This window comes from Allobosea sp. MMO-172, from assembly GCF_037147855.1.
Taxonomy (GTDB): Bacteria; Pseudomonadota; Alphaproteobacteria; order Rhizobiales; family Beijerinckiaceae; genus Allobosea.
The window spans coordinates 63,469-70,696 of record NZ_JBBCUM010000021.1; the positions used below are offsets into that span (position 1 = coordinate 63,469).

The 7,228-nt window shown below is 67.2% G+C and carries 5 protein-coding genes; 2 read left to right on the top strand and 3 right to left on the bottom strand.

From position 1 onward, the window contains the following. Positions 1-3 precede the first annotated feature (3 nt). Complete coding sequence (locus WFK61_RS23690) at positions 4-1,170, bottom strand: glycosyltransferase (protein ID WP_336814518.1); 1,167 nt, start codon at positions 1,168-1,170, stop codon at positions 4-6. A 15-nt stretch (positions 1,171-1,185) separates the two neighbouring features. Beyond that, entirely contained in the window at positions 1,186-1,746 is a 561-nt protein-coding gene (locus WFK61_RS23695) for a polysaccharide biosynthesis/export family protein (protein ID WP_336814519.1), read from the bottom strand. A gap of 677 nt (positions 1,747-2,423) precedes the next feature. On the opposite strand from WFK61_RS23695, the gene WFK61_RS23700 reads away from it, so the two are divergent. After that, complete coding sequence (locus WFK61_RS23700; protein ID WP_336814520.1) at positions 2,424-4,586, top strand: GumC family protein; 2,163 nt, start codon at positions 2,424-2,426, stop codon at positions 4,584-4,586. Between the two features lie 14 nt (positions 4,587-4,600). On the opposite strand, the gene WFK61_RS23705 is transcribed toward WFK61_RS23700, so the two are convergent. Then, a complete protein-coding gene (locus tag WFK61_RS23705; RefSeq protein WP_336814521.1) occupies positions 4,601-5,788 on the bottom strand; it encodes a GNAT family N-acetyltransferase in 1,188 nt (395 codons plus the stop codon). 261 nt (positions 5,789-6,049) lie between these two features. On the opposite strand from WFK61_RS23705, the gene WFK61_RS23710 reads away from it, so the two are divergent. Further along, entirely contained in the window at positions 6,050-7,102 is a 1,053-nt protein-coding gene (locus WFK61_RS23710; protein ID WP_336814523.1) for a polysaccharide deacetylase family protein, read from the top strand. Positions 7,103-7,228 lie beyond the last annotated feature (126 nt).

The window sequence follows — 7,228 nt, forward strand, 5'->3', positions numbered from 1 at the left end:
GCTTCAGGCGATGCCGCGTGCCTTCAACGCATCGCGATAGCCGGCGATGACGCCGTCGATCATATCGTCCAGGCGGAAATTCTGCCGGACATGGCTGGCGAGATCGGTCGCCTGAGCAAGGCGCTCCGCGGCCGGCGTCTCGATCATGGCCTTGATCGCTTCGGCGAGGATCGTGGCGTCGTTGGCGGGGATCAGGCGCTGGCGATGGCCGGGGCCATAAATCTCGCCGATGCCGCCGACGTCGGTCGAGATCAGCGGCTGCGCCGCCGCGGCCGCCTCCAGGATGACATAGGGCAACGACTCCGCCCGCGACGGGATCACCATGGCCCGTGCGCGGGCCAAGGCCTTGCGGATCGGCGCCGGCGGCTCGAACACGCATTGGTCGGCGATGCCGCGCTCGCGCGTCATCTGCTTCAATTCGTCTTCGTCGGGACCGGAGCCGACGATCAGGATGCGCGGCGTCAGCTTGTCGCGTCGGCGCAGCAGCGCCAGCGCATCGATCAGCGTGTCGACGCCCTTGGCCGAGCGCAGCTCGCCCAGATAGAGCAGGTCGAATTCCGCAGCGCTGTGATCGATCGGCTCGAATTCCGCATCGGAGACGCCGTTGAGCACGATGCGATGATCCGTGCGCGGCAGATGCCCGACATGGGCCTCGAAACGGCCGGCGATGAAGCGGCTTTCGAACAGGAACATGTCGGTCGCGCCTTCGAGTAGGCGCTCGACCGTCATATAGACCTTATGTTCCGTGCCGCCCGGCTTGTAGTTGAAGCTGCCGCCATGGGGCGTGTAGGCGGTGACATAGCGTCGGCCGGGCGAGAACAGGGCCGGGATGCGGCCATAGACCCCGCCTTTCGAGCCGTGGCAATGCACGACATCGGGCGCGAGGCGCCGCCGCAGCGCGATCTCTGACAGCTGTGCCTTGAAATCGGTGATGCTCGGATAGCGTGACATCGGCACGCGCGTGACGCCCAGCGTCAATTGCGCCGCGAGCTCGGCGAAGACGGTGTCGGCACGCGCCCCGCCCGTGCTGGAATCGCAGAAGATGCCGACATCGTGCCCGCGCTCGACCTGGCCGCGCGCGACGTCGAGCACATGCCGGAACAGCCCGCCGAGCGGCGCGCGGAAGACATGCAGGATTTTCAGGGGGCGCGAGGCGAGACGATCCGTCATGAGCGCGGTGCGATCTCAGAACCAGCGTTCCTTGATGACGATGGTGTCGCCGGGCTGGACCGGATAGGTGATCGGCACGGTCACGGTCACGGTCTGCCCTTCGATCTGGCGCGTCACTTCGGCGGAGGAGCGCTGGCCGCGCGGGGTGAAGCCGCCGGCGATGGCGACGGCCGTCTGTACGGTCATGCCGTTCACGAAGGGGAACTGGCCGGAATTGGTGACTTCGCCGAGCACGAAGAACGGCCGGTAGGTATCGATCTCGACCGAAACCTTCGGCTCGCGGAGATAGCCGCCGCGCAGCTTGGCCTCGATCGCCTGGGCGAGCTGCTGCGTCGTGCGTCCCTGCGCCTCTATCGAGCCTATCAGGGGCATGGCGATGCGCCCCGCGCCATCGACGGCGTAGATATTCGAGAGATTGTCCTGGCCGAAGACGATGACGCGCAGCCGGTCGCCGCTGGCGAGCCTGTAGGGCCCGGCCGGCTCGGCGAGCGCATAGTCCGGCGCCGGATGGCGGGGCGCGCAGGCGCCCGCCATCATGGCGGCGGCCAAGGCGAGAGAGGCGAGGCGTCGACTCATCACTGGCTTACCCGTGCAGAACTCGCCTGATCTTTAGGTCGGATATGGTTAACAAAGGCTTCCCGGGGCGCTGTTTTGCGTGCCTTGCCAGGCAGGGCGGTGACTTCGCGCGTGCAATGGCTGGCTGCCGCGGTCGCTTTCCCTTGTTGGTCGGCTCGCGCACGCGCTGGAGGGAAATACGCTGCCGACTGCTAGGCTGTGGGGGTAGCAGCAGTCGGCAGCGGCCCGATCATGGCGACACGTTTGATCGGACGAATCGAATCTCGACGGTCTGGTTGAAGGGCGGATGAAGCCGCGGCTTCGTGAGGGTGTAACGACTCGTTAACCATCCTTGCCGCGCCTCCGGTCTCGCGCAGCCAAGGCATTGGTGACAAAGGTGGGGAGGCTCGGGAAATCGTTTACGAACGAACGCGCTCGCGGCCGATAAATCGCTCCGCGGCGCCTCGGTCATGCGGTGCCGGGCGGAGCGTTGGGCCGGCCTTGCGATGCCGGAAGTTCGTCGGTCGCGATTCGCCCGGCCGGCCCCGTCGGTCGGCATGCACGATTGGCGAAAGGGTGGGGCGCGCGCCGTTCGTGCCGCTTCGACGTCGGCATTTACTCGGCACTAACCTTAAGGAGTGTTCAATGTCGCCCGCGTCCCTCCGAGGGACGACAGTTTTGCGTTGATAGGTGGGCCCATGACCGCTCAAGCTGGGATTGATGCGCGCGGCGCCGGCGAAGGCCGAGGCGACATGCTCGATCTCTCCGCCCTCTGGGCGGCGATCAAGCGCCGCAAGCTCTGGATCATCGGGCCGACGCTCGTCGCGCTGGGCCTCTCCTTCGTCGCCGTGAATGTCGTGACGCCGCGCTATACCGGCGAGGCGCGGCTGCTGCTCGAAAGCCGCGGCGGCTTCTTCGCGCTGCCGGGCCAGTCGGCGGGCGATAGCAGCCAGATCGATACCGAGGCCGTGCAGAGCCAGGTTCAGGTCATCATGTCCCGCGATCTGGCGCGCGAGGCGGTGAAGCGGATCGGCCTCGTCGGCAATGCCGAATTCGACTCGGGTGTCGGCGCGCTCGGTGCCGTGCGCAAGCTCGCGGTCATGATCGGGCTCGGCGGCCATCCGGCCGACCGGTCGCCGGAAGAACGCGTCCTCGAGAAGTATTTTGACCGTTTGCTGGTCTATCCGGTCGCTCGCTCGCGCATCGTCTCCATCGAGTTCACCTCGCGCGATCCCGCGCTTGCCGCCAAGGCGGCGAACACCATCGCCGAGACCTATCTGGAGTTCCAGGAGCAGGCGAAGCAGGAAAACGCCCGCAGCGCGTCGAACTGGCTTTCGACCACGATCGAGCCTCTGCGCAAGCGCGTCGCCGAGGCCGAGGCCAAGGTCGAGGATTTCCGCTCGAAGAACGGCCTCTTCGCCGGCCCGAACAACACCACCATCACCTCGCAGCAGCTCACCGACCTGTCGGCTCAGCTCTCCGCGGCCCGCAGCCAGCAGGCCGAGTCGCAGGCCAAGGCCGGCCTGATCCGCGACGCGATCAAGCAGGGCCGCACCTTCGAGATTCCGGACGTCGCCAATAACGACCTCGTCCGCCGGCTGATCGAGCAGCGCGTCAATCTGCGCGCCCAGATCGCCGCGGAATCGCGCAGCCTCCTGCCCGAGCACCCCCGGATCAAGGAGTTGAACGCCCAGCTGCTCGACCTCGAAGGCCAGCTCCGCGCCGCCGCCGAGCGCACCGTGCGTACGCTGGAGAACGAGGCCAAGATCGCCGGCCAGCGCGTCGAAAGCTTCCAGGCCGCGCTCGACGGGCAGAAGAAGAACGTCTCCAGCGCCAATGACAGCGAAGTGCAGCTGCGCGCCCTCGAGCGCGAGGCCCGCACGATGCGCGAGCAGCTGGAGCAGTACATGCAGCGCTATCGCGAGGCGGTCGCGCGCGACACCATGAATGCCACGCCGGCCGATGCGCGCATCATCTCGCGCGCCGTCGAGCCGACGGAGCCGTCCTTCCCGAAGAAGGTGCCGGTCGTGCTGGTCGCGACGCTTGCGACCTTCCTGATCGCGCTGGCGACGATCGTGACGCGTGAATTGCTCAACGGTCAGGGCCGGCCCCTGCCGGGCACGTCGCGCGGGCCGCGTTGGGTTTCCGCCGGCTCGCCCGAAGACGAGGCCGGATCGGCTGGTCCAGCTCCCGCCGCGCCGCGCCATGAGCGTGTCGCCGGCCTGCTGACCCATACCGGAAGGCTGGGCCAGACCCGGCTCGATCTCGACCGCCCCGAATTGACCCTGGCCGAGATCGCCGAGCGGACGCGCGAGCCGGCGCGCGGCATGGCGCCGCTCGCGCTCGTCCTCGATGGCGCCGGAAATGACGCCGCGCGCCCCCGCGATCTCGCCGAATTGCTGGCCCAGCGCTGCCGCTGCGTGCTCGTCGACCTGTCCTCCGATGCGGACGGCGGCGAGGCCGGCTTCTCGGAACTGCTCGCCGGCGAGGCTCTGTTCTCCGACATCATCATGCGGGCGTCGGGCTCGCGGTTGCATCGCATCGGCTCCGGCCGCGCCGGCCGCGAGGCCGTGCTGAATGCGCCCGATCTCGTCGATGTCGCGCTCGATGCACTTTGCGAGACCTATGACTGGGTGCTGGTCGCCGCCGCCTCGAACGATGACGGCGCGGTGCTGAAGCCGATCGCGCGGCGCGCGCAGGCCGGGCTCGTCATGAGCGGGCAGGTCGGCAACGGCCACGCGCTGGAGACCGCCTATCGCCTGAGCGAGCTGACCGATGCGCCGGTGACGCTGATCCTCGACGGCGAGGGCGGTGCGCCGATGCCGCCGGCTGCGCGCACGGAAATGCCGGTCGAGGCCTGACCGGCGCCGACGTTCTACTCCTCTTCGGGGCGCTTGCCCCGAAGCAGGCCCGATGCGCGATGCGCGATTTTCAGGGCGACCGGCGAGCGCTTGATCCGCCGCTTCAGCTCGCGCTTCGCCCGAGCGATCCGCGCAAAGAAGTGGCCCTTCAGGGTCAGCGGCAGGAAGCTGTCGACGAGATCGTCATGGTCGTCGCAGAAGGTGGTCTTGTAGCGGGCTTCGCCGACGCCGAGATCGAAGACCGCGACGCCCTCGCTCGCCTTTAGGCGGATCAGCTCGGCCAGCAGCAATTCGCCGGGGCTCGTCTTGACCGTTTCGCTCGCCATGTCGAACGAGGTCGCCATGCCTGAGAAGCGCTCGCCCTGTGTGGCTCCGACATAGGTCGCCACCGCCTGGCCGCTGAGATCGAGCGCGTAGAGCTCTATCGCCGGGCGCACCGATCCGTCCCCGATCGCGCCTCGTTCGAGGAAGGCGCGCATCACCGGCTCGGCGAAAGGATCGGGCACGCCCATGGCCCGGAAGCGCGCCGCCTTCTGCGACAGGAATGCGTCGATGACGCGCGCGATCTCGTCCGGTGTCGTCGCTTGCGTCAGTGTCGACGGCCCGAAATCCCGGAAGCGGCTATGCTTGTTCTTGAGCTTCTTGCGCGCATGGCTGCTCATCGAGCGCTTCAGCGTCGCGTCTCCATCGCCCGCGATCAGGGCGAGCTTATAGGAGCGGCTCGGGCTGGGGCCGGCGGCGAGCAGCGCCGCGGGATTGTCGGTGCCTTGCCACCTGACCGGCTGGTTGACGAAGGCCAGCGCGTCGAGCCCGCCGATCGCCGTGCCGATCTCGGTCAGCAACTGCGTCGTCAGCCTGGCGTCGAGCTGCGCGGCGAAGGCCGGAGCGTAGAGCGCCATATGATAGTTGGCGTGCTTGCCGCCGATGAACTCGGCGAAACGGAAGCCGCTACGCCCGGTCACGGTGAGCGGCAGCAGCGCGCAGAGCGCGCCATCCGCATCGCGCACGAGTGCGTAGCGCAAGGCCATACCATGGGCGGCGCCGATCGTTTCGACGAAGGGCCTGATCCAGTCATAGCTCTGATAGGGCGTCGCCAGCGCCATAGCCTCGAAGGCGCGCCATGTCTCGGCGAGACCGGCGATATCGGTCTCGATGGCGATCGAGGCCCAGGGGCGCGGTGCGGCGTGGCTGGTCGAGGTCATATCAGGCTGGCCGGCGGTGAAATGGTGGCAGCAGGCATGCTTCCCTGGCCCATCGCGAGGGGGCAGAGGGCATCTCTTAACCCGTCATTGTGAACGGATCGGCCACATTGCGCCCGGTCGGCTGCGCGATTGCGCGATAGCGTTAAAGCATTGTCGAACGAAGTGGAGCCAGGTTCGCGTGAAGTGGAGCCAGGTTCGCGTGAAGACGATGCGATACATCGAAGATGGGTGTTTGCGAGGGAGCGGTTGCATTTGTCGGCGATGAACGGGCGTCACAAGGCCATCGCGGCTGCATTCCGGATGATGGCGGCGACGGGCGCGGACCGCTGGAGCCGCGGCTTCGCGCAAGGGCAGGGCGTGATCCTGACCCTGCACCATGTCCGGGCGGCCGAGCCGCGCGGATTCGCGCCGAACGCCCTGCTCGACATCACGCCGGATTTCCTCGATCTCGCGATGCGCCTGATCCGGGCCGAGGGCTACGATATCGTCTCGTTGCAGGAAGCGCTGGCGCGCCTGCGCAATCCCAGACCTGACCGCTTCTTCGTCGCGCTGACCTTCGATGACGGCTATCGCGACAATGTCGAGGAGGCTTGGCCTGTTCTCGCCAGACATGAGGCGCCCTGGACCCTGTTCGTGACGCCGGGCTTCGCCGACCGCACGGCCCGGCTTTGGTGGCTGGAGCTTGAGGAGGCGATCCGGGCGCTGCCGCGTCTTGACCTCGCTTTGCCGGATGGCCGTTTCACCGCCCGCACGGAAAGCGATACCGAGAAGGACCGCGCTTTCGCCAGGCTCTACTGGCGCCTGCGCCGGGGGCCGGAAGCGACTCTGCTTTCGGCGATTGCCATGCTGGCGACCGAAGCCGGTATCGACCCTGCCGCCCTCGTCGAGCGCGAATGCCTGCCCTGGGAGACGCTGCGGGCGCTGTCAGGCGCGCCGGGCGTTACCATCGGCGCCCATACCCTGACGCATCCGATGTTGGCGAAGCATGACGTGGATGTCACGCGCCGTGAGATCGTGGGCAGCAAGCAACGGCTTGAAACGGAGCTCGGCATACCCATTCGCCATTTCGCTTATCCGGTCGGCGATCCCGGCTCGGCCGGACCACGCGATTTCGCGCTGGCTGCGGAGGCGGGCTTCGAAAGCGCGGTGACCACGCGGCCGGGCCAGCTCTTGCCCGAGCACGCCGGCCATCTCCACGCCCTGCCGCGCGTCTCGCTCAATGGTCTTCATCAGAATGAGGCGGCGCTGCGGGCGCTGTTGTCGGGTTTGCCGTTCTGGTTGCGAAATAGGGGGCGAAAACTGGACGTTGGTTAGGGCTTTGCCTCCCTGCTTGTCATCAACTCAGTATTTAGCGTCTCTGAGCCTTGCGTTTGCGACGACGATGATGCGTCGCATGATGGCGACGATAGCGACGATTGGCTTTTTCTGGCGCTTGATGAG